Below are 22,092 nucleotides of genomic sequence, written 5' to 3'. Positions count from 1 at the left end.
AGACCATGTCGCGCCAGCATACGCCAACAGAACTGAATGATGCATTAAAAGGAACGAAACCCACTTTTCTTGTACTGTTATTTTTTAGTTGTGTGATTAATATGCTTATGCTGGCGCCGGCAATTTATATGCTACAGGTTTACGACCGTGTTCTGGTGAGTAAAAACACCACCACATTGTTAATGTTAACCTTATTGATTGTCGGCTTATACATCATCATTGCCATGATCGAATCTGCCCGTTCAAAGGTTATGGTTAGATTGGGTAACCGGCTTGATGTGAAATTGAGCCAACTGATTTTTAATTCGGCCTTTAAACGAAAAGTTGCCACCGGTGACAACAACCCCGCGCAGTCTTTAGCGGAGCTTGACCAGATCCGGCAATTTCTCTCCGGCAATAGCTTGTTTGCGTTACTGGATATTCCCTGGACGCCGATTTATCTATTTATCGCTTTTATTGTCCATCCCCTGTTGGGATATCTTTCGCTCGGTGGAATAACCCTGTTATTTATTCTGACGCTGGTATCAGAAATTGCCACCAAACGCCCTATCCAGCAAGCCCATGCGTTAACTATCACTAATGCCAGTAAACTGAATAAACAGTTGCAAAACTCCGATGCTATCGAAGCTATGGGAATGCTCTCCACCCTGAAATCCAACTGGCAGGAGCAGCATAATAAAGTACTGGTACTGCAAACACAGATAGCAGATAAAACGGCGGGATTAAGCAGTCTGAGTCGTTTTGTTCGGGTACTGCTGCAATCTATTGCGCTGGGTGCCGGTGCCTTACTGGTCATCGGCGGCCATATTACTCCGGGCCTGATGATTGCCGCGTCCATTATTCTTGGGCGAGTCCTGAACCCGGTCGAACAGGTTATCGGAAGCTGGAAACAGTTCGTGCAATTTCGCAGTGCGTGGCACCAGTTATCAAACCTGCTTAAAGAATACCCGGCGCCCAAAGACGTACTGCCCCTGCCGCGACCCAAAGGGAATATCAGCGTTGAGAGCGTATTCGCAGCGGCACCAGGCCAGCATGCTCCGCTATTGCGTAATATCTCATTTCAGCTCGAACAAGGGGAAGTGCTGGGGATTATTGGCCCCTCGGCATCAGGAAAAACATCGCTGGCTAAAGTTCTGGTTGGCGTCTGGAAACCGTTATCGGGAAAAGTCAGGCTGGATGGCGCAGATATCTGCCAGTGGGACAAAGAATTGCTCGGCCCCTCGATTGGCTATCTTCCACAGGATGTTGAACTGTTTGATGGCTCTATTGCGCAAAATATCGCCCGCTTCACGAAAAATGATAGCGAACTGATTGTCGCTGCGGCGCAACTGGCAGGTGTACACGAGATGATCCTGCGTCTGCCCCAGGGGTACGACACGTTACTGGGCGCTGGCGGGCACCAGCTCTCTGGCGGTCAACGCCAGCGCATTGGGCTGGCGCGCGCAGTCTACAATAACCCTGCATTTATTGTACTTGATGAGCCGAATGCCAATCTTGACGACGCCGGTGAATTCGCCCTCGTCAAAGCTATTAATACCTTGCGTACACAAGGGCAAACCACCGTCATTATTTCACACAGACCCACACTACTCGGCGTGGTCAATAAGGTATTGCTTCTTAATGACGGAGCCATCCAGGAATTTGGTACCCGCGACCAGGTTTTTGCCAATCTACGGCAGGCCAATATATTAAAACCGGTTGCAACGTCTTCTTCATCCAACAATGAACAAAAACGCGAGGCATGAAGATGAAAAATAAAGACAAAATTGCTGACCATACTGACGCTGCTGGTGTTGATACTAATATCTGGACGCCGATTATTCGCGGGATAATTGTCATTGCCCTCGGTGTAGGTGGCTTCTTACTGTGGGCGATTCAAGCTCCTCTTGATGCTGGTGTGGTCGCGGACGGCACGGTGACGGTCTCGAGCAACAGGAAGACAATTCAACATCTGAGCGGCGGACGGGTAACCGATATTTTTATTAAGGAAGGTGACGTCGTTAAAAAGAACCAGGTGTTAGTGCGTCTGGATAAAATGCAGCTTGATATGCGCTTCAGCGCATTAAATGCCCAATATATTTCAGCAAAAAGTATTGAAGACCGGTTACTGGCAGAAAGAGATGGTCTGGAGGCGATCGCTTTTAATGAGGCACTGACACAACAATTTTCCGGCAATAAACGTCTGGCTGATGTCAGAAACCTGCAAGCCAAACTCTTTGATACGCGACGTAAAACAATCCAGGATGAATTATCGATGATTCAGGAAACTCTCGATGGCCTGGTGGGACAAACGGATAATTTAAATAAAATAAAAGGCTATCGCGATCGCCAGTTCAATCTGATTAGCCGGGAATTAGGCGCTATTCGTGCGCTGAGTGAAAAAAATTATTATCCCAAAGCGCAATTGCTGGTGCTTGAGCGCGAGGCCGCTGAAATATCCAGTAGTGTCTCAGAAGACATTCTGAACATTGCCAGGCTCAAATCACAACAAAATGAATTGAAAATTAAAGCCTATCAGGTGCGTCATCAATATCTGCGGGAAGTAGAGTCTGAACTTACCGAGAATCAGAAAGAAGTGGCCATGCTGGAAGATGAACTGGTTTCAACCCGACATGAGCTGGATAACACGGAAATTCGCTCCCCGATTAACGGTATCGTGCTGGACGTTAAAGTCAGTACCGTCGGAGGAGTTATTCAACCTGGCGAACATCTGATGGATATTGTCGCCGCCGGACAACCGATGCAAATCGATGCCAAAATACCGGTGCATGCCATTGATAAGCTGGCACCGGGATTAACAGTGGATGTTCTGTTCCCTGCCCTTAACCATGCACTTTTGCCGTCAGTGCCTGCCCGTGTTCTGACCATCTCGGCTGATCGACTAATCGATGAAGCCACTCAGCAGCCCTATTATCTTGCAGAAGTGCAGGTTTCTTCTGAAGGTGCGCGATTGTTGGGCGATTACAAAATTAAAGCGGGGATGCCCGCCAGCGTGACGATAAAAACCGGAGAGCGGACATTTTTAAGCTATCTGTTCAAACCGCTGATCGCCCGCCTGGAACTGGCATTTAAAGAGTATTGATTAAGCGTAAGGAGGCATGGTGTTCATTAGCAAGCACCATGCCTGTTTATGCCATTGCTGGTTGCCCGGCTTTCTTGTAACCTTTCGCTTCGCAAGCCTGCTGCGCTAATCACTCAATCTGGAACTACTGAACTGGACTTCATATGAATGCTCATCTATCTAAAGACCCTTTACATGGCGTAACGCTTGAAATGCAGGTTAATGCGCTGGTTGAGCGCTTTGGTTGGGCTGAGTTGAGCCAACTTATTAATATCAACTGTTTTAAAAACGAGCCGAGCGTTAAATCCAGTTTAAAATTCCTGCGTCGTACGCCGTGGGCCCGCGCTGAAGTTGAAGCGCTGTATCTTGATTCCTTACACGATGTAGCCCCAAAAAACACCACAGCGCCTGCTATCGATCCCTGGGCTAACAGCCGTATTAATAAGAAATAAGAGCCATATCAGATGTCAGCACCCGGTTTTTTTTCAGGTAATCATCAAAAAAAGCTGGCGACACTCATCGCCCGTTCTCGCAATATGCTACCGGTATCCAACGCAAAATGGTTTGCTGCGCTCGTTGGCAGTATGCTTTTACTCGGCAGTTGTTCTTCAGAACCTCCCGGGAAGAAAACCACTCTGCAACCTCCGGTGACAACACCGCAACGCAGCCAGGAACCCGTGCGCGGCATCTGGCTGGCGACCGTTTCCCGTCTGGACTGGCCGCCGATATCCTCGGTAAACATTAGTTCACCAGCTGTGCGCATTAGTCAGCAGCAGAAAGCCCTGACGGATAAGCTGGATAATCTGAAACGCCTCGGGATCAATACCGTCTTTTTCCAGGTAAAACCGGACGCCACCGCGCTCTGGAAATCTAAAATCTTGCCCTGGTCAGACACTCTGACAGGGAATATTGGTGAGGATCCTGGTTACGATCCGCTGCAGTTTATGCTCGACGAAGCGCATAAACGCGGCATGAAAGTGCATGCCTGGTTTAACCCCTATCGCGTATCCGTCAACACCAAACCCGCAACGGTAGCAGAATTAAACCGGACGTTGACCCAACATCCATCCAGCGTCTATATCCTGCACCGGGACTGGATCCGCACGTCTGGCGAACGTTTTGTACTGGACCCAGGTATTCCGGAAGTACGGGACTGGATCACCGGTATCGTGGCGGAAGTCGTTGAGAACTACCCCGTCGATGGCGTGCAGTTCGATGACTATTTCTACACCGAGTCACCTGGCTCTGCGCTTAACGACACTCAGACTTTCAGAAAGTATGGCCAGGGATTTGACTCTAAAGCCGACTGGCGGCGGTATAACACGCAACGGTTAATCGAGCAGGTTTCGCAGACTATCAAAAAACTGAAACCTGAAGTGGAATTTGGCGTCAGTCCGGCAGGTGTATGGCGCAACCGTTCGCACGATCCGGCAGGTTCCGACACACGGGGTGCAGCTGCATATGATGAGTCTTATGCCGATACGCGCCGATGGGTGCAACAAGGATTGCTGGATTACATCGCACCACAGCTTTACTGGCCTTTCGCCCGCGATGCAGCGCGTTATGATGTGCTGGCAAAATGGTGGGCTGATGTCGTGAAATCAACCAATACGCGTCTGTATATTGGGGTAGCACTGTATAAAGTCGGAGAACGGTCATCGAAAGAGCCAGACTGGGCTGTGAAAGGTGGCGTACCGGAGTTGAAGAAACAACTCGATTTAAACGAGTCTGACCCGCACATTAACGGCACGATCCTGTTCAGAGAAGATTACCTTAACCAGCCGCAAACCCAGGATGCGGTCACCTATATTCGCGACCGCTGGGGGCGTTAGGTGTTGTCCGTCGCTGGCGCTACACCGTTAAGCGGCGGATAATTTCATTAATTTGTTTCTGAATAGTCTTCAGGGTGGCCGGTGTGATCTGCTCAGGGAATTTGTCTTTGGCTGTGTCACTCCATGCCGCGTCATACTCACTGACCCTGTCGATAATCTAGTTCACTCTTTCGGTAGATAGTTCGGCTTCTTTTTCACCAAGTCTCTGGAGTTGTTTTCTTTCAATATCCAGCGCCTCTCCCATCACATCCATTTGATGATAGCCACCTGGTCCTTCACAGTATGTAACATCGTACGCCGGAGCCAGGGTCCAGTTGCCATCTGTCGACATCAAATAAGCAAAGTTTTTCGGATGATCGTCCCGGTTGTTGAATGCCACATTGAAGACACCCCGTTCAAAGGCTTTTGCTTTCTCCCGGACATCATTGGTGCAAATTTGGGTCGCACGTAAAAAGCTCCGGTCATCGAGAGCGCCAGGTATCTGGTAATTGGCTCCGGTAAGTGCCGCCAGACTTTGCATAGGAATACGCATCTCCTGCTGACGGTCAAACCGGCGGGTCGCAAAAGCAGCCCGCCCATCCGGCAGATTAAGCAACGTTATAAAGGATTTAACTATGCTGGCGTGCCATAAAATAAAAACGCCCTCGAAAGAGCGTTTTTATTGTCGTTATCAGGCAATTACCGGCTCGGGCAATCTGAACGAAGAAACCAGCGTGGCCAGCTGTTCCGCCTCTTCTTTCAGTACCTGAGTTCGTGCGGCAGCATCATCAATCAACGATGCGTTTTGCTGGACGGTGCTGTCCATTTCGGTAACGGCGAGCGTGACTTCGGAAACCCCTTTTCGCTGCTCTTCGCCTGCGACACGAATTTCACCCATCAATTGCCGCACCTGACGTACATTATTGACCAGTTCTTCCAGACGCTCACCGGCATTATGGATTTGCTGACTACCGCTGCCAACATGAGAAACCGACTCATCAATCAACGCCTTAATCTCCTGGGCGGCTGTCGCGCTGCGCTGCGCCAGCGTGCGAACTTCCGATGCAACAACGGCAAATCCTCTGCCCGCATCGCCTGCCCGGGCTGCCTCGACTGCGGCATTCAAAGCAAGAATGTTTGTCTGGAATGCAATACTGTCTATGACCGCGACAATTTCCACCATTCGTCCTGAAGAGTTGCTGACATTATCCATAGTAGAGATAACTCCCTGCATGACATCTCCGCAGCGGTTAGCCGTTTGCGCGGTGCTATCAGATAACTCATCTGCCAGTTGTGTGTTGCTTGCATTTTGATGAACGGTCGCATTAAGTTGTTCCATCGCGGCAGAGCTTTCTTCCAGTGCCGCAGCCTGCTGCGTCACACGTGAAGAGAGTTCCATATTGCTGTCCGCGAGGCTGACCGCATTATTTGCCACCACCACGCTACTGCTTCTGACGGTGATCAGGATGGCTGAAATTTTATCAACAAACAGATTAAACGCCTCTGCGATAGCCGATATCTCATCTTTACCGCGGACATCCAGTCGGCGGGTCAGATCACCTTCCCCTTGTGCAATGTCATCAAGCGCACGGCGGGTATCATCCAGACGCGAGATCAGCCTGCGAACCACCAGCCAGGATCCTGCCAACAGGATCGTCATAACAGGGATCAATACCTCCAGCACGTCCTGCATCATCACTTTGGCTAAACCAACAATACGTGATTCCGGCGTCACCAGACCGACAACCCAACCGGTATCTGCCATTGGAAACAGCATCACCCGTGATGGTGTATTCAGCACGTTATCGTTTTCAAGCGTAATGGTCTTCACGCCGTCAGCCGCGCGAAGTGACTTCAGACCATTTTCCACCGGCGCGAGCCATTCCGCACTGCGCGCCAGCTCGCTGAAAGTTTTAAATTTCGAATTATCAGCTTGTGGGAAGTAGAGGATCTGCCCTTGCTTATCCACCACGAACGCATAACCGCCAGTGCTGTTTCCCTGCTGTTGCATAAACGTGGCGACGTTATCCAGACGAATATCGGTGGTAGCCACCCCGGCGAACTTGCCCGACAGTTGGTACGGGATACTACAGGTCACCATATTTACACCAGAACTTGAATCCTGATAAACATCAGACCACAGGCAACTGTTTTGCGAATGACCTTTCGCATGTTGGTACCAGCTTTCATTGTGATAACCAGCAGATCCTTCTGCATTATAATCATTGGAAAAATCCAGTTTACCCTCAGCGTTTCGCGCCCAGAAAAAGCTACGCTTCTCCACGCCAGCGGTAAACGCATCAGGTTCTGGCCAAATCCCTCCGCCGGTAATAATAGAATTGTTATCTTCACCAATCAGGTGCGGTACGACACGTTGATACAGAGATTCATCGTTGGGCAGAACTTCAGCCAGCCGTGACAGACTGACGGTTTCGCCCTCGATACGAGAGAGAACGGTACTCAATTGACGGGTTAAACCTTGCCCCGTTTCTTCGATCAAGTCGGTGTTGATTTCAACGACGCGCGGCTGACCGCGCCAGAGCATAATCGCAACAATAACCAAAGTGGTAACTGCAAGCAGCAGAATGCCACCAATGGTTAAGCGCGTTGAAATACGAGTAGGATACCAGGCCATACAAACTCCTTCTGTAAAAGGCTAACTTTTACCCAGTATCGGCACAGGAGTTTATATCTTTATAAAGTTTTCTTAAGTATTACAAAACAAATTAGTGACGTTGTCACGAATAGCAAAACCCAGCACTTTGGCTGGGCTTTAATACATGCTTAATCTTATTTAGATAATTCTTTTTTGATTTCTTCTTTTATTTTGCTTAATTCACTTTGCGGATGTTTTTTGCAAAGTTCAACGGTCAGAGGCACCGCAGTGGTGATAGTCTCGTTATAGTCGACGAAGTCACCGCCTTTGAAGTCTTCATCTTCATTCAGTACCCAGAAGGCAACCGGAGCCATAGTTTGCGGGTTCAAATCAATAAACTCCTGGCAGCTCATGCCTTTCGGAGTCACTTCAGTTTTAGCGTTATCAGTTGCTGCATTGACGCTTACACTGGTTAACAGCGCTGCGACCAGAACACCTGCTGTAGAAAGGGAGAATTTATTCATTGTAGTACTCCATTTATAATATAGATAATATCTACACTTGCGCTTTAAACCGTTAATGTAGTTCGCAAAAAATAATACCCCTACCGTTAGAAGAATAAAGATGGTCATCATTGATATGGCTGAAATTTATATTTCACATTACTAATTCTGATGTCTGGAGGAAAATGTTGCGCACAATGTGATCGTTCCGACGAAATCAACAGATTGATCCCCCACTTCCCCTGCCTTTGCACCAAAACTGAACTACGCTGCACAAATGTTGATCATTGGTTAATAAATATAAGTGTTTTTTAACAAAAAAACGCAGCGTACCGTTGTCGCTGACATGGCACGCATCCTGCATTGTTAATCAAGTAACAACGAAACAGCATCTGACAAACAACTAACAGCGAGACGGTGATGACATCAAAACCTGAGTTATTTGCCCGTATTGAACAGACGTTTAGTCAGCTAACGCCCAGTGAAAAGCGCGTTGCCGGCTGGCTGTTAGCGCACGCAGCACAGATCCCTTTTGAGACGGCTGATGGTATCGCAAAAGCGACAGGAACCAGCGGCATCACCGTAGGTCGCTATCTACGCAAACTGGGTTTTCGCAACCTGGAAGATGCCAAAACCAGTCTACGAGAGTTGCCACTAATCCCCTATCAACCCTGGGGAATGAATGAACGCCTGGATTCCTGGCATCAACAGCAAAGCCTTCCCGATCGCGTACATCAGTCGCTGCTGCTTGAGATTGACGCCATTACCCATGTTTACCAGTTGGCGCAAAGCGAAACATTTTTACGCATTGCACAGCAACTGGCCCATGCAGAAGCCGTGTATATCCTCGGGATCCAGTCCACCAGAGGGATCGCCAATGCCTTTTTTAGTCATCTGGAATACCTGCGCCCAAAAGTGAGTTACTCCGAAGGGCTTTCCGGAAGTTGGGTTGAGTCGCTGAATTCAGGGTTCAAACGGCCTTATGTGGTGATAACCGATACGCGTGCCTACGCCGCAATGTCGCGACAATATTGCCGGGTAGCCAGCGAACGCGGCATCCCGATCGCACTAATAACCGATGTCTGGTGCCCCTGGGCCAGAGACTATGCCATTGATTTAATACAGGTAAAAACCGACACCGGACACTTCTGGGATTCCCTTGCCCCGGTAAGTTGTCTGTTCAACTTATTACTCTCCGCAGTGGTGGCGCAACTGGGCGACTCCCTGGCGGAGCGCCTGCAAGCCAATCGTCAGTTACAACAACAATTTGGTCAATTCGAACAATAAACAGGAACCGTGCTATGTCAGAGACCCCAGAACTGGTCGATCTGTCAGTGATATTCCCGTCACTGCATATCGATCTCAAATATGCCACGACCGATAACATTACCGGCGCGCCTATCTATCGGGAAGCGCGTTGCCTGTTACACAGCGATGCGGTCGCTGGGCTGGCCAAAAGCATCAGCATTGCGCAACTGGCGGGGTTATCCCTGGTGGTATACGACGCGTATCGCCCGCAGCAGGCTCAGGCGCTACTGTGGAATGCCTGTCCCGATCCTCAATATGTCGTGGACGTGGCGATTGGTTCCAATCATAGCCGTGGAACGGCCATCGACGTCACGCTGATGGATGAACGCGGCAATGTCCTCGATATGGGAGCTGGTTTTGATGAAATGCACGATCGTTCCCATGCCTGGCATCCTTCTGTGCCCCCGAAAGCGCAACGTAACCGACTGTTGCTCAACGCCATTATGTCTGGCGGCGGTTTTGTCGGGATAAGCAGCGAGTGGTGGCATTTTGAATTGCCCAATGCCGCACGCTATCCGCTGCTTGATGATTATTTTTCCTGTTTTACTGCCCCACAAATAACAACACAACATCCCCTTTGATTCTGGAGCCTGGTTATGAAGACTACACCTGCATTGAGATCGTTTTTTCGCCCCGCTCTGATTGCCGTCGCACTGTCGGTGGCCTTGCCCGCCGCCCAGGCCGCCGTACCTAAGGACATGCTGGTCATTGGTAAAGCAGCCGACCCACAAACGCTGGATCCCGCCGTGACGATAGATAACAACGACTGGACGGTCACCTATCCCTCTTATCAGCGTCTGGTCCAGTACAAAACCGCAGGTGGCAAAGGTTCCACAGAGGTTGAAGGTGATTTGGCCAGCAACTGGAAAGCATCTGACGATCATAAAGAATGGACGTTTACCCTGAAAAACGACGCTAAATTTGCCGACGGTACTCCCGTTACGGCTGAGGCGGTGAAGCAATCCTTTGAGCGTTTACTCAAAATTGGTCAGGGACCTGCTGAGGCATTCCCGAAAGATCTGAAGATTGAAGCCATTGATGCCAGTACGGTGAAATTTATCCTCAGCCAGCCGTTCGCGCCATTCCTCTATACGCTGGCGAATGACGGCGCGTCGATTATCAACCCGGTTATCTTAAAAGAGCACGCCGCTGATGATGCCCGTGGGTTCCTGGCGCAAAACACAGCGGGTTCCGGTCCCTTCATGTTGAAGAACTGGCAAAAAGGGCAGCAACTGGTACTGGTTCCGAATCCCCACTATCCGGGTCCCAAGCCAGCGTTTAAACGCGTATCAGTAAAAATCATCGGTGAGAGCGCTTCCCGCCGGCTGCAATTGTCGCGCGGCGATATCGACATTGCCGATGCGTTGCCCGTTGACCAGCTTTCCGCCTTAAAACAGGAAGGAAAGGTCAACGTGGCGGATTACCCTTCTCTGCGTGTCACCTATCTGTATCTGAACAACAGTAAAGCGCCGCTCAATCAGGTGGACTTGCGCCGTGCTATCTCCTGGTCAACTGATTATAAGGGCATGGTGAAAGGCATTTTGAGCGGCAACGGTAAACAGATGCGCGGCCCGATCCCCGAAGGCATGTGGGGCTTTGATGAAAAGGCGATGCAGTACAATTTTGACGAAGCCAAAGCAAAAGCCGAGTGGGATAAAGTTGCGACGAAGCCCGACAGTCTGAGTTTTCTCTACTCTGATAATGACCCTAACTGGGAGCCAATTGCCCTCGCCACACAAGCCAGCCTCGGCAAGCTGGGTATAAAAGTGAAGCTCGAAAAGCTGGCGAATGCCACCATGCGTGACCGTGTAGGCAAAGGAGATTACGACATTGCTATCGGCAACTGGAGCCCGGACTTCGCTGATCCGTACATGTTCATGAACTACTGGTTTGAGTCAGATAAGAAAGGTTTACCGGGCAACCGTTCATTCTATGAAAACAGCGAGGTCGATAAGCTGCTCCAGAGTGCGCTGGCAACCACCGATCAGGTCGCCAGAACGAAGGATTATCAGCAGGCGCAAAACATCGTTATTGATGAAGCTGCCTACGTCTATTTATTCCAGAAAAACTACCAACTGGCGATGAACAAAGACGTCAAAGGATTTGTATTCAACCCCATGCTGGAACAGGTCTTCAATATCTCCACCATGAGTAAATAAGCCATGTTTATGCGGAGCCAAATTGGCTCCGCAAGGGGAAGCCAATGACTTTCTGGAGCATTTTACGCCAGCGCTGCTGGGGACTTATCCTGGTGGTCGCCGGTGTTTGCGTGATCACTTTTATTATTTCGCACCTGATCCCGGGGGACCCCGCGCGGCTGCTGGCAGGCGATCGCGCCAGCGATGAAATTGTCGAAAATATTCGCCAGCAATTAGGGTTGAATCAGCCGCTGTATGTACAATTTTTTCGCTACGTCAGTGATATTTTTCAGGGGGATTTAGGGACATCTATCCGTACCGGGCGTCCGGTAATGGATGAACTGCGCGTCTTTTTCCCCGCCACGCTTGAGCTGGCTTTCTGCTCTCTGCTGCTGGCGCTCATTATTGGCATCCCGCTGGGCATTTTATCTGCTGTCTGGCGTAACCGCTGGCTCGACCATATCGTACGCCTGATGGCTATCACCGGCATATCAACACCCGCGTTCTGGTTGGGTCTGGGCGTCATCGTACTGTTTTACGGCCATCTGCAGATTTTGCCCGGTGGCGGACGACTGGATGACTGGCTGGATCCCCCCACACACGTTACCGGGTTCTACCTGATAGACGCACTTCTCGAAGGTAATGGTGAGGTCTTTTTCAATGCTCTCCAGCACCTGATCCTGCCGTCTCTGACGCTGGCTTTTGTACATCTGGGGATTGTCGCCCGTCAGATTCGCTCAGCCATGCTGGAACAGCTTAGCGAAGATTATATTCGCACCGCCCGCGCCAGTGGTTTACCGGGCTGGTACATCATTTTGTGTTATGCACTGCCCAATGCCCTTATTCCATCAATAACCGTTCTTGGCCTCGCGCTGGGCGATCTGCTCTACGGCGCAGTACTAACCGAAACGGTTTTTGCGTGGCCGGGAATGGGGGCCTGGGTGGTGACCTCTATTCAGGCGCTTGATTTCCCGGCGGTAATGGGATTTGCCGTTGTGGTTTCTTTGGCTTACGTACTGGTGAATCTGGTGGTGGATTTACTGTATTTGTGGATTGATCCGCGAATCGGACGAGGAGGCGCTGAATGATGCTTACGCAAGAAACACCAGCCCCGTCCCCGCCAGCGCGCCAGCGCGTTGACTGGGCAAAACTGTTCTGGATGATGAAAAGCAGTCCGCTAACGCTGATTGGTGGCGCGATCATTGTGTTGATGCTGCTGATGATGGTGTTGTCGCCGTGGATCACGCCTCACGATCCCAATGCAATCGACCTGACTGCACGTCTGCTTCCCCCGTCTGCAGCACACTGGTTTGGTACCGATGAGGTGGGCCGTGATTTGTTCAGTCGCGTACTGGTGGGAAGCCAGCAATCGATCGTCGCCGGACTGGTCGTGGTGGGTATTGCCGGAGGCGTCGGTTCGCTGGTTGGCTGCCTGTCGGGTGTGATGGGTGGACGTGCTGATGCGATTATCATGCGCATCATGGATGTCATGCTGTCGATCCCTTCGCTGGTGCTGACGATGGCGCTGGCCGCCGCCCTGGGACCCAGCCTGTTTAACGCGATGCTGGCAATTGCGATTGTACGTATTCCTTTCTATGTCCGACTGGCCCGTGGGCAAACGTTGGTGGTTCGCCAGTTTACTTATGTGCAGGCCGCCCGCACTTACGGCGCATCACGCTGGCATCTGATTAGCTGGCATATATTACGCAATTCGCTGCCGCCCCTTATCGTGCAGGCGTCGCTGGACATAGGTAGTGCGATCCTGATGGCTGCCACGCTTGGGTTTATCGGTTTGGGGGCGCAACAGCCCAGCGCAGAATGGGGGGCGATGGTGGCGATAGGTCGCAACTATGTACTTGATCAATGGTGGTATTGCGCATTCCCCGGAGCCGCCATATTGATTACTGCCGTCGGTTTTAATCTCTTTGGCGACGGTATCCGCGATCTGCTGGACCCGAAAGCCGGAGGAAAACAGTCATGACACGACCTGTACTGGAAATTGAGAATTTACACCTGAGCTTCCCCGGTTATAAAGCAGACGTTCATGCACTAAACCATGTCTCGCTACATATCAACCGCGGAGAGATTGTCGGCGTGGTCGGTGAGTCCGGCTCTGGTAAATCAGTGACAGCCATGCTCGCCATGCGCCTGCTGCCGGAGGGAAGTTATCGAATTCATCAGGGACGCGTGTCGCTGCTCGGTGAAGATGTTCTGAACGCCACTGAGAAGCAAATGCGTAAATGGCGCGGTGAGCGCGTGGCGATGATTTTCCAGGAGCCAATGACGGCGCTGAATCCGACCCGGCGTATCGGTCAGCAAATGGTGGAAGTGATCCGTCATCATCAATCAGTCAGTCGTGGTGATGCCCGCCAGAAAGCCATCGCTTTACTGGAGGAAATGCAAATCCCGGACGCCCCTGAAGTGATGTCGCGCTTCCCGTTTGAGCTGTCCGGTGGAATGCGCCAGCGCGTGATGATTGCGCTGGCCTTTTCCTGCGAACCGGATCTGATTATCGCTGATGAACCAACGACAGCGCTGGATGTGACGGTACAACTGCAAGTGCTGCGTTTGCTCAGGCATAAAGCGCGGGCCAGCGGCACGGCTGTGCTGTTTATCAGCCATGATATGGCGGTGGTATCGCAACTGTGCGACAGGTTGTACGTCATGTACGCCGGAAGTGTCATCGAAAGCGGCCCGACGCAAACCGTCATTCAGCATCCAACACATCCCTACTCCATTGGTCTGCTGAAATGTGCGCCGGAACACGGCCAACCACGCACCCTATTACCCGCTATTCCGGGGACGGTACCAAACCTGACCTGTTTACCCGCAGGATGTGCATTCCGTGAGCGCTGTTTTGCTGCGGGATCACGGTGTGATGAGAACCCTGCGTTACGCAGTCAGGGGCTATCAGATCAGCAATCCGCCTGCTGGTATCCGCAACTGGAGGCAACGCATGTCTGACATTTTACTGGCACTACAGGATGTCCATGTCAACTTTCCCGCCCGTAAAAACTGGCTTGGTAAGGTGACTGAACGCGTGCATGCGCTCAACGGTATGGACTTACAGATCCGTCAGGGTGAAACGCTGGGTATTGTCGGCGAATCAGGCTGTGGGAAAAGCACTCTGGCGCAGTTGTTAATGGGTATGCTCAAGCCGACTCAGGGGCAATATATCCGCAGCGAGGAGCAACAAACTGGCGCAAGCAGCGGTATGCAAATGGTGTTTCAGGACCCGCTTTCGTCGCTGGATCCTCGCCTGCCCGTCTGGCGAATCATTACTGAACCGGTATGGATCCAGAAACGTAGTCTCGAACGAGAACGCCGCGCGCTTGCCGAAGATTTAGCCCAGCAGGTTGGCATCCGTCCTGAATATCTGGACCGTCTGCCCCACGCGTTTTCCGGTGGACAGCGTCAGCGTATTGCCATTGCCAGGGCATTATCATCAAAGCCGGATGTGATCGTGCTCGATGAACCCACCTCGGCGCTGGATATCTCCGTACAAGCGCAAATTCTTAACCTGCTGGTATCCCTACAGGCGCGCAGAAAGCTGACCTTTGTGCTGATATCACATAACGTGTCAGTTATCCGGCATATGAGCGACCGGGTAGCGGTAATGTACCTTGGGCAAATTGTCGAACTGGGCGACGCGCAGCAGGTTTTGACGCATCCGGCCCACCCTTACACCCGTTTATTGCTGGATTCAGTTCCTAAAACGGGCGCGCCACTGGCAGAAGATTTGCTATTACGTAAAACCGAACTGCCGGGAAATCGTACCTTACCCCAGGGATGTTATTTCCGCGACCGGTGCCCGCTTGCAACCAGCGGGTGTGAACAGAAGCAGTCATTGCTCAAAAGTGAAAGCGGAAGTGAAGTCCGCTGCTGGCGGGCCACATAAGATCCACCACGCGTATCATGCCTGACAACAATATCAGGCACGGTACGCTTTTTTCAGCGAGTCCACTAACACCTCGGAAGCTGTCGACAATTTATGATGCGCAGAGCGAAGGATGCCGATGCGTCGTTGTATAACCGGGCTGTCCAGCTCAATACAGGTTGCGCCAAGTTCAGTCATCTGCGTGCGGCAGAGCGCGGGTACTGCGCTGCCGCCTAGTCCGTTCGCCACCAGTCGTCCGATAGTTACCAGTTGATGGCTCTCCAGTGCAACCTCCAGCGAATGACCACTTTGTACCAGTTGTTCTTCCAGCATCAGACGTACGGCTGAAGGTCGTTGCAGTGTAATGAAATCCAGCGTCAGCAGTTCCTTCCATGTAATTCGCTCCCGGCCTGCAAGTCGACACGTCGGAGGCACAATAGCGATAAACCTGTCCATACCGAGCGGCGTGAAATGGAGGTGACCTGAATAGTCCGGCTCGAAGGCGATCCCCATTTCCACCCGCCCTTCACTCACCATTTCGATGACCTGCTCGTTAATAACATCGTGAACCGTCACATTGATACCGCCATAACAGTCACGAAAGGTTTTGAGTACCGGTGGCAGCACATTAGTGGCAAACGATGGCATTGCCGCAATAGAAATTTTGCCACGTTGCAACGTAAAGCGCTGACACATCGCTTCTTCCGTATTTTCCCAGTCTGCAAGCAGTTGCCGCCCCATCGTCAGTAGTGTTTCTCCCTCCTGCGTCAGGGTCACTTTACGGGTAGTTCTCAGCAGTAAAGCTCCTCCCAGCGAATCCTCCAGTCCTTTAATCGCCAGACTTAAGGCTGGCTGTGACATATTCAGCCGTTCGCTGGCATGAGCAAAATTCAGAGTGTGAGCTACCGCTAAAAACGCGCGTAACTGTTTGATGCTCATTCTCATTTCTCATTCCCTTAACTTGTTGAATACCTTTAATTAACATTAAATTGATAAAAAAACCCAATGAGTGAGTCACAAATTTAAAATTAACAAATCATTTTTCACCCCCAATGATGTCGGCAAGGACAACTGGAGGGGCAAGTGTATGGCTGGACTGGATAAACGGGTCGCCACCTGGCAAGAGGCGCTGGAAGGACTGACCGATAACATGACGCTGCTGGCTGGCGGGTTTGGCTTATGTGGTATTCCCGAGAATCTGATCGCTGAAGTTCGTCGTCGGGAGGTTCAGGGACTCACGGTCGTTTCTAACAACTGTGGCGTAGATGGTTTTGGCCTCGGCGTACTGCTCGAAACCCGCCAGGTACGCAAAGTGGTGGCTTCCTACGTTGGTGAAAATGCGCTGTTTGAGAAGCAGGTACTCAGCGGTGAGCTGGAAGCGATTCTGACGCCACAGGGTACGCTGGCAGAGCAGTTACGCGCGGGCGGCGCGGGGATCCCGGCTTTCTTCACCGCAACCGGATACGGTACTCCCGTGGCTGAAGGTAAAGAAGTTCGCGAGTTTGCCGGACGTCCGTACATCATGGAGCAGGCGATAACCGGAGATTTCGCGCTGGTCAAAGGCTGGAAAGCCGACTGGTACGGCAACGTTATATACCGCCATACCGCACAGAATTTTAATCCGTTGATGGCGGCTGCCGGGCGCATCACAGTCGTCGAAGTTGAAGAGATTGTTCCTCCCGGAGAGCTGGATCCCGCGGCAATTCACACCCCCGGAATTTTTGTTAACCGCATTATTCAGGGCAAGTTTGAAAAACGCATTGAGCAACGCACCCTACGGCACAAAGGAGCCTGACCATGTTAACGCGTGAACAAATGGCGATGCGTGTCGCCCGCGAGCTGCGCGACGGCTATTACGTCAATCTGGGTATTGGTATTCCGACCCTGGTAGCGAATTACATCCCCGACGGTATGGACGTGATGCTGCAATCGGAGAATGGTCTGCTCGGGATGGGGCCGTTTCCCACCGAAGATGAACTGGATGCCGACATGATCAATGCCGGGAAACAGACTGTTACGGCGCGTAAAGGCGCGGCGATTTTCGACTCGGCGCAATCCTTCGCCATGATCCGCGGTGGTCATGTCGACCTGACGGTGCTCGGTGCATTTGAAGTGGATACCAACGGCAATATCGCGTCATGGATGATCCCCGGAAAAATGGTGAAAGGCATGGGCGGCGCGATGGATCTGGTGGCTGGCGCAGAAAACATCATTGTCGTGATGACGCATGCTTCCAAAAGTGGCGAATCCAAGCTGCTTCCTGCCTGTACCCTGCCGCTGACCGGCGTGGCCTGTATTAAACGCGTGCTGACCGACCTGGCTCTGCTGGAAATCGCTGACGGCGCGTTCATTCTGCGCGAGCGTGCCCCTGGCGTCAGCGTGGACGACATTGTCGCCAGAACCGCAGGCAAACTGGTCGTCCCCGATCACGTGCCTGAAATGCAATTTAACTGAGGAACTGACCATGCAGGATGTTGTTATTGTCGCAGCAACGCGTACGCCGATTGGCAGTTTTCATGGCGCGCTGGCTCCGCTTTCTGCCGTTGATCTAGGGACCGTCGTCATTCGTGCCCTGCTGGAGAAAACCGGCGTAGCACCAGATCAGATTGACGAAGTTATCCTTGGCCAGGTACTGACCGCAGGTTGTGGTCAGAATCCGGCCAGACAGACTGCGTTACGCGCCGGATTGCCAGTTACCACGCCCGCGATAACCATTAATCTGCTGTGCGGCTCAGGTTTGAAAGCGGTACATCAGGCTGTACAGGCCATACGCTGTGGCGATGCGGAAATCGTGATCGCCGGAGGCCAGGAAAGCATGAGTAATGCCCCCTATTTTCTCGACGGCGCTCGCGCAGGTTTACGTCTCGGCCATGCCAGCCTGAAAGACAGCGTGGTGCATGACGGACTGTGGGATGCGTTCAATGACTATCACATGGGGATTACTGCTGAAAACCTGGCCGATAAATTTGCCATCAGCCGTGAGCAGCAAGATGCCTTTGCCCTGCTCTCCCAGCAGAAAGCAGCGGCGGCTATCGAGGCGGGTCGTTTCACCGCAGAAATTACCCCGGTCAGCGTCCCGCAAGGAAAAAACACACCGCGTCTGGTAGATAGCGATGAGCAGCCTCGCCCGAATACCCAGGCCGACAAACTGGCGCAGCTTAAACCGGCTTTTCGTCCCGGTAATGGCACGGTGACGGCAGGCAATGCGTCATCCTTAAACGACGGTGCGGCGGCGGTGATGCTGATGAGTGCAGCCAAAGCCGCGCAACTGAACCTTCCGATTCTTGCCAGGGTTACTGGCTATGCCGTTTCGGGCGTTGATCCGTCAATCATGGGTATTGGTCCAGTCGAGGCATCGTTGCAGTGTTTGAAACGCGCAGGCTGGACGCTGGATGACGTGGATCTTATCGAAGCCAACGAAGCATTTGCCGCGCAGGCGTTGGCAGTCGGCGAATCCCTGAACTGGGATAGTAACAAAGTGAACGTCAACGGTGGCGCAATTGCGCTTGGTCACCCGATTGGCACATCCGGGTGCCGCATTCTGGTAACCCTTCTGCACGAAATGACTCGCCGCAATGCGACCAAAGGTCTGGCGACGCTGTGCGTCGGCGGTGGTCAGGGTGTGGCGCTGACGGTTGAACGTCCGACAGGAGCACAGCATGCAGAATAATCACATCAGCGTATTGGGTGCCGGTTTAATGGGTGTCGGCATCGCTATCCACTTCGCCCGTTTTTCCCATGATGTCTGGCTTTTCGATACTGATAACAGCAGGATTAATGAAATTACCGCTGTTGCCAACGGCATACTGGATGAGCTCATTGCGACCGACCAGTTTCCCGCCGATGACAAAGAGCAGGTTCTCAGCCGGTTGCACGGAACTACCTCTCTACAGGATATCGCCGCATCGGGATTACTGATTGAGGCTATCCCTGAACGGATTGAACTCAAGCATGCGTTGTATGCGCAACTGGAAGCACTAATAGCACCAGATGCCATTATTGCCAGTAACACCAGTGGCCTGCCGCCCGATGCGCTGGCAGAGAACCTTATTCACCCGGAGCGATTGCTGATCGCCCATTTCTGGCACCCACCGCACTTTATTCCCTTAGTTGAAATCGTTCCTGGCTCGGCAACCAGGACAGAATATCTCAGCGAATTACAACAACTGCTGGTCTCGATGCAGCTTGAGGCTGTGGTACTCGACCGTGCTGCGCCAGGTTTTGTCGGCAACCGCCTGCAGTTTGCCTTACTGCGTGAAGCGCTGCATATCGTCAAGAGCGGCATTGCCAGCGCAGAGGTAGTGGATCAGGTAATGCGAGCCTCACTCGGACGCCGCTATGCGATGGTCGGTCCGCTGGAAGCCGCTGATATGACCGGGCTGTCCACCGTGCAGGACATTTGTCGCCACCTGCTACCGGAACTGGCCACCGGCAGTGACATGATGTCACTTGTCGCTGACAAGGTTGCCCGCGGTGATACCGGTTTGCGCAGCGGTCAGGGATTCTATCGCTGGGATGATTCGCGCAAGGAGTACATCCAGCAACGCCGGGAACATCAGCTGCGCTTTGCGCTGAAGCCATAACGTCTCTTTCTGTACCCCACTATAATAATAAGGAGTCATGATGAGTGTATTAATCGCCCTGGCAGCATTGGGCCTGCTGATGCTGGCAGCCTATCGCGGATACAGTGTCATCCTGTTTGCCCCCATCGCGGCATTAGGCGCTGTCCTGCTCACCGAACCGAGCGCCGTCGGCCCCGCCTTTACCGGCCTGTTTATGGAAAAAATGGTCGGTTTTGTGAAGCTTTACTTCCCGGTGTTCTTACTGGGAGCAGTATTTGGCAAGTTAATCGAGTTATCTGGTTTTTCCCGATCCATCGTCGCCGCGGCGATCAACATTCTGGGCCGTCGTCACGCCATTCCGGTGATTGTACTGGTGTGTGCGTTGCTGACTTACGGCGGTGTGTCGCTGTTCGTAGTGGCCTTTGCGGTGTATCCGTTTGCGGCTGAGTTGTTCCGTCAGAGCAATATTCCCAAGCGTCTGATCCCGGCAACCGTCGCGCTGGGCGCATTCTCATTCACTATGGATGCTTTGCCCGGTACGCCGCAGATCCAGAATATTATCCCGACCAGCTTTTTTGGTACTAACGCCTGGGCCGCACCCTGGCTGGGGCTCATAGGTTCGCTATTTATCATTTTTGTCGGCCTGGTCTATCTCGAGCGCCAGCGGCGCAAAGCTCAGACAAAGAACGAAGGCTATGGCACCGAGCTGCTTAACGAACCGGAAACACCGGATAACATTAACCTGCCTAATCCAGTCATTGCGATTTCCCCGCTGATTCTGGTGGGTGTATTTAACCTGCTGTTTACCCGTTGGATCCCGGTCTGGTATGGCACCAGTCATCAGCTGGAGCTTCCTGGCCTGGCCAAGCCAATCACGACTGAAGTCGGGAAAATTACCGCTATCTGGGCAGTAGAGGCCGCGCTGATTTCAGGGATCCTGTTAGTAGTGATTTTTGGTTATCGCAACATCAAAGGCCGCCTCGCCGAAGGAAGCAGAACGGCTGTCGGCGGCGCGATTCTGGCGGCAATGAATACCGCATCAGAATACGGTTTTGGCGCTGTGATCGCCGCCCTGCCTGGTTTTCTGGTGTTGTCCAAAGCGCTGGCGGCCATTCCTGATCCACTGCTCAATGAAGCCATCAGTATTACCACCCTCGCCGGGATCACCGGCTCGGCATCCGGCGGGATGAGCATTGCATTAGCGGCAATGTCAGACACCTTTATCGCTGCCGCACATGCTGCCAACATTCCGTTGGAAGTCTTTCACCGCGTCGCCTCTATGGCCAGCGGTGGCATGGATACCCTGCCGCATAACGGCGCGGTAATTACGCTGCTGGCCATCACAGGCTTGAGCCATCGCCAGGCGTATGGCGGGATCTTCGCCATCACCGTGATCAAAAGTCTGGCCGTGCTGTTTGTGATCGGCGTCTTCTACACCACCGGAATTGTTTAAGGAGAATCACCATGAACTTAACGGGAAAAACAGCCCTGGTTACCGGATCGACCAGCGGTATTGGATTAGGTATTGCGCAGGTTCTGGCGAAAGCCGGGGCCACTTTGATTCTCAACGGCTTTGGTGATGTTGAGGCGGCAAAAGACGCCGTGGCGCAGTATGGCAAAACACCAGGGTATCATGGTGCTGATCTCAGCGATGAAGCGCAAATTGCCGCGATGATGCACTACGCCGAAAGCGAGTTTGGCGGCGTGGATATTCTGGTCAATAACGCCGGGATCCAATATGTCTCACCGGTCGAGACATTCCCTGTAGACAAATGGAATGCAATCATTGCCATCAACCTGTCCTCCGTTTTTCACACTACGCGCCTGGCGCTTCCCGGTATGCGTGAACGCAACTGGGGACGCATTATTAATATCGCCTCGGTGCATGGGCTGGTGGCCTCAAAAGAAAAATCGGCCTACGTCGCGGCGAAGCACGGCGTAGTCGGTCTAACCAAAACCATAGGACTGGAAACGGCGCAGACTGGCGTAACCTGTAATGCGCTGTGCCCTGGTTGGGTCCTGACCCCGCTGGTACAACAGCAGATCGACAAGCGCATTGCCGAAGGCGCAGATCCGGAAGCGGCACGTAACGCGCTGCTCGCGGAGAAGCAGCCTTCACGTGAGTTTGTCACGCCCGAACAACTGGGTGAGCTCGCGCTGTTCTTGTGTTCAGATGCTGCGGCGCAGGTTCGCGGTGTGGCATGGAATATGGATGGCGGTTGGGTGGCACAGTAAG

Annotated in this window: 20 protein-coding genes and 1 pseudogene; 17 read left to right on the top strand and 4 right to left on the bottom strand. The window is 52.3% G+C overall.

Annotated elements, in window-relative coordinates; translation table 11 throughout:
- Window positions 1–5 precede the first annotated feature (5 nt).
- The 4 genes from OH663_RS06065 to OH663_RS06050 all read left to right on the top strand — a co-directional run bounded on the left by OH663_RS06065 (window position 6) and on the right by OH663_RS06050 (window position 4,893).
- Window positions 6–1,745, top strand: a complete 1,740-nt coding sequence (locus tag OH663_RS06065; protein WP_200013276.1) for a type I secretion system permease/ATPase — start codon at window positions 6–8, stop codon at window positions 1,743–1,745.
- 2 nt (window positions 1,746–1,747) lie between these two features.
- Window positions 1,748–3,082 (top strand): HlyD family type I secretion periplasmic adaptor subunit, encoded by a 1,335-nt coding sequence (locus OH663_RS06060; RefSeq protein WP_052369278.1) that lies wholly within the window; start codon window positions 1,748–1,750, stop codon window positions 3,080–3,082.
- 143 nt (window positions 3,083–3,225) lie between these two features.
- Complete coding sequence (locus OH663_RS06055) at window positions 3,226–3,513, top strand: VF530 family protein (RefSeq protein WP_045442897.1); 288 nt, start codon at window positions 3,226–3,228, stop codon at window positions 3,511–3,513.
- A 12-nt stretch (window positions 3,514–3,525) separates the two neighbouring features.
- Complete coding sequence (locus tag OH663_RS06050) at window positions 3,526–4,893, top strand: glycoside hydrolase family 10-like protein (protein WP_200013277.1); 1,368 nt, start codon at window positions 3,526–3,528, stop codon at window positions 4,891–4,893.
- A 19-nt stretch (window positions 4,894–4,912) separates the two neighbouring features.
- Here the strand turns inward: OH663_RS06050 and OH663_RS06045 are convergent.
- From OH663_RS06045 to hdeB, 3 genes and pseudogenes are all read right to left on the bottom strand, one after another.
- Window positions 4,913–5,482 (bottom strand): annotated as a pseudogene (locus OH663_RS06045) (type II toxin-antitoxin system HipA family toxin); the annotation flags it as partial.
- 81 nt (window positions 5,483–5,563) lie between these two features.
- Complete coding sequence (locus OH663_RS06040) at window positions 5,564–7,507, bottom strand: methyl-accepting chemotaxis protein (protein WP_200013278.1); 1,944 nt, start codon at window positions 7,505–7,507, stop codon at window positions 5,564–5,566.
- 155 nt (window positions 7,508–7,662) lie between these two features.
- Window positions 7,663–7,992, bottom strand: coding sequence for an acid-activated periplasmic chaperone HdeB (gene hdeB / locus OH663_RS06035; RefSeq protein ID WP_045442905.1), 330 nt, complete (start codon window positions 7,990–7,992; stop codon window positions 7,663–7,665).
- Window positions 7,993–8,391: 399 nt separating this feature from the next.
- Between hdeB and OH663_RS06030 the strand changes: the two genes are divergently transcribed.
- Genes OH663_RS06030 through OH663_RS06000 form a run of 7 tightly spaced genes read left to right on the top strand, consistent with a single transcriptional unit; the run spans window position 8,392 to window position 15,315 of the window.
- A complete protein-coding gene (locus tag OH663_RS06030; RefSeq protein WP_045442908.1) occupies window positions 8,392–9,258 on the top strand; it encodes a MurR/RpiR family transcriptional regulator in 867 nt (288 codons plus the stop codon).
- 14 nt (window positions 9,259–9,272) lie between these two features.
- The gene (ddpX, locus tag OH663_RS06025; RefSeq protein WP_045442911.1) at window positions 9,273–9,860 is read left to right on the top strand and encodes a D-alanyl-D-alanine dipeptidase; all 588 of its coding nucleotides are present in this window, start codon (window positions 9,273–9,275) and stop codon (window positions 9,858–9,860) included.
- Between the two features lie 15 nt (window positions 9,861–9,875).
- Window positions 9,876–11,438: an ABC transporter substrate-binding protein gene (locus OH663_RS06020; protein WP_200013279.1), complete on the top strand. Its 1,563-nt coding sequence runs from the start codon at window positions 9,876–9,878 to the stop codon at window positions 11,436–11,438.
- Between the two features lie 44 nt (window positions 11,439–11,482).
- Entirely contained in the window at window positions 11,483–12,505 is a 1,023-nt protein-coding gene (locus OH663_RS06015; RefSeq protein WP_048221443.1) for an ABC transporter permease, read from the top strand.
- Window positions 12,502–13,398: a D,D-dipeptide ABC transporter permease gene (ddpC, locus tag OH663_RS06010; protein ID WP_045442920.1), complete on the top strand. Its 897-nt coding sequence runs from the start codon at window positions 12,502–12,504 to the stop codon at window positions 13,396–13,398. The genes OH663_RS06015 and ddpC overlap by 4 nt, the downstream gene beginning before the upstream one ends.
- Window positions 13,395–14,381: an ABC transporter ATP-binding protein gene (locus OH663_RS06005; protein ID WP_045442923.1), complete on the top strand. Its 987-nt coding sequence runs from the start codon at window positions 13,395–13,397 to the stop codon at window positions 14,379–14,381. The genes ddpC and OH663_RS06005 overlap by 4 nt, the downstream gene beginning before the upstream one ends.
- Window positions 14,374–15,315, top strand: coding sequence for an oligopeptide/dipeptide ABC transporter ATP-binding protein (locus OH663_RS06000; protein ID WP_200013280.1), 942 nt, complete (start codon window positions 14,374–14,376; stop codon window positions 15,313–15,315). Before OH663_RS06005 ends, OH663_RS06000 begins: the two co-directional genes overlap by 8 nt.
- Before the next feature lie 33 nt (window positions 15,316–15,348).
- Here the strand turns inward: OH663_RS06000 and OH663_RS05995 are convergent, their stop codons facing one another.
- Entirely contained in the window at window positions 15,349–16,239 is an 891-nt protein-coding gene (locus tag OH663_RS05995; RefSeq protein ID WP_200013281.1) for a LysR family transcriptional regulator, read from the bottom strand.
- A gap of 142 nt (window positions 16,240–16,381) precedes the next feature.
- Here OH663_RS05995 and OH663_RS05990 point away from each other — a divergent pair, with 142 nt between their 5' ends.
- Genes OH663_RS05990 through OH663_RS05965 form a run of 6 tightly spaced genes read left to right on the top strand, consistent with a single transcriptional unit; the run spans window position 16,382 to window position 22,091 of the window.
- A complete protein-coding gene (locus tag OH663_RS05990; protein WP_048221441.1) occupies window positions 16,382–17,089 on the top strand; it encodes a CoA transferase subunit A in 708 nt (235 codons plus the stop codon).
- A gap of 2 nt (window positions 17,090–17,091) precedes the next feature.
- A complete protein-coding gene (locus OH663_RS05985) occupies window positions 17,092–17,748 on the top strand; it encodes a CoA transferase subunit B (protein ID WP_045442935.1) in 657 nt (218 codons plus the stop codon).
- Between the two features lie 10 nt (window positions 17,749–17,758).
- Window positions 17,759–18,964: an acetyl-CoA C-acetyltransferase gene (locus OH663_RS05980; RefSeq protein WP_200013283.1), complete on the top strand. Its 1,206-nt coding sequence runs from the start codon at window positions 17,759–17,761 to the stop codon at window positions 18,962–18,964.
- A complete protein-coding gene (locus OH663_RS05975) occupies window positions 18,954–19,877 on the top strand; it encodes a 3-hydroxyacyl-CoA dehydrogenase family protein (RefSeq protein WP_200013284.1) in 924 nt (307 codons plus the stop codon). The genes OH663_RS05980 and OH663_RS05975 overlap by 11 nt, the downstream gene beginning before the upstream one ends.
- 37 nt (window positions 19,878–19,914) lie before the next feature.
- The gene (locus OH663_RS05970; RefSeq protein ID WP_200013285.1) at window positions 19,915–21,309 is read left to right on the top strand and encodes a GntP family permease; all 1,395 of its coding nucleotides are present in this window, start codon (window positions 19,915–19,917) and stop codon (window positions 21,307–21,309) included.
- 11 nt (window positions 21,310–21,320) lie between these two features.
- Window positions 21,321–22,091, top strand: coding sequence for a 3-hydroxybutyrate dehydrogenase (locus OH663_RS05965; protein ID WP_136345509.1), 771 nt, complete (start codon window positions 21,321–21,323; stop codon window positions 22,089–22,091).
- Window position 22,092: the final 1 nt, after the last annotated feature.

It is taken from the genome of Citrobacter sp. Marseille-Q5395, assembly GCF_947057495.1.
Classification (GTDB): domain Bacteria; phylum Pseudomonadota; class Gammaproteobacteria; order Enterobacterales; family Enterobacteriaceae; genus Citrobacter; species Citrobacter murliniae.
This window is presented reverse-complemented; position numbering and strand designations above follow the sequence as displayed.